Annotated in this window: 2 protein-coding genes; both read left to right on the top strand. The window is 60.6% G+C overall.

Annotation, left to right across the window (positions count from 1 at the left end; all coding sequences use genetic code 11):
* Window positions 1–245: aldehyde dehydrogenase family protein (locus EN742_RS36300; protein ID WP_128333952.1), on the top strand; the 245-nt coding region annotated here is incomplete at its 5' end.
* A gap of 368 nt (window positions 246–613) precedes the next feature.
* The coding region (locus EN742_RS36305; protein ID WP_148670585.1) for a hypothetical protein at window positions 614–861 on the top strand (248 nt) is incomplete at its 3' end.

Below are 861 nucleotides of genomic sequence, written 5' to 3' on the forward strand. Positions count from 1 at the left end.
TCGCGCAAGCCAATGACACTGAATTCGGCCTTGCCTCCTACTTCTACGCCAAGGAGTTGTCCCGCGTGTTCCGCGTCGCGGAGGCGCTGGAATACGGGATGGTCGGTGTCAACACCGGTCTTATCTCCACAGCCGAAGCGCCATTCGGGGGCATCAAATCTTCGGGTCTTGGCCGGGAAGGGTCGCGCTACGGCATCGAGGAGTTCACCGAAATCAAATATGTCTGTCTCGGCGGCATCGCATGAAAGGCGGCTCGACCACGTCATTCCCAGAAGCGTCGACTGTCGGCGAGCTTGCAATTGCCAAGCCGGTCAAAGCTCTCCAGCGGACATCGTGAGCGAGCGGCATCGACCCTGACATTTACCGGTGGCGGTCTGCGTCGGCGCCGACCAGCAGAAGCCGTATTTTGGACATCGCCCGCAGGCATCCGAACCCTGCTCAGACGTTGACTTACCCTGCCCTTCGTCGTATTGAAAGAAACGTCGTTTTGTGATGCAAAACGAACCCGCGCACCGGCCATGCACCGCCGATGTGCCGAAACTCGGACGCATCAACAACGGATCGCCGGCTAGGCGACCATAACGCCCGGCTGTCTGCGGGAGCGCTGAGCGGAATGTACATTGACTACCAGCATTTGTTCCCAGGCAGCGCGCCGTCGCTGCGCTTTGGGCCTGCAACCACTTCCAGTATTGATGGGCTCCTCGCGCAGGCAAAAGGCTGCGTGGTTGGTCGGCAACGCGGTCGGCCTTTTGTCGACATCAATGTCGAAGGCGCGCCGCACCGCGTGGAGTTCGATCGCGACGCGGATCTGGGACTGCTCCTTGCGAGGATAGAGGCGCGTGGAATCCCGCTGCATCGCGA

The organism is Mesorhizobium sp. M4A.F.Ca.ET.020.02.1.1, from assembly GCF_004022645.1.
Classification (GTDB): domain Bacteria; phylum Pseudomonadota; class Alphaproteobacteria; order Rhizobiales; family Rhizobiaceae; genus Mesorhizobium.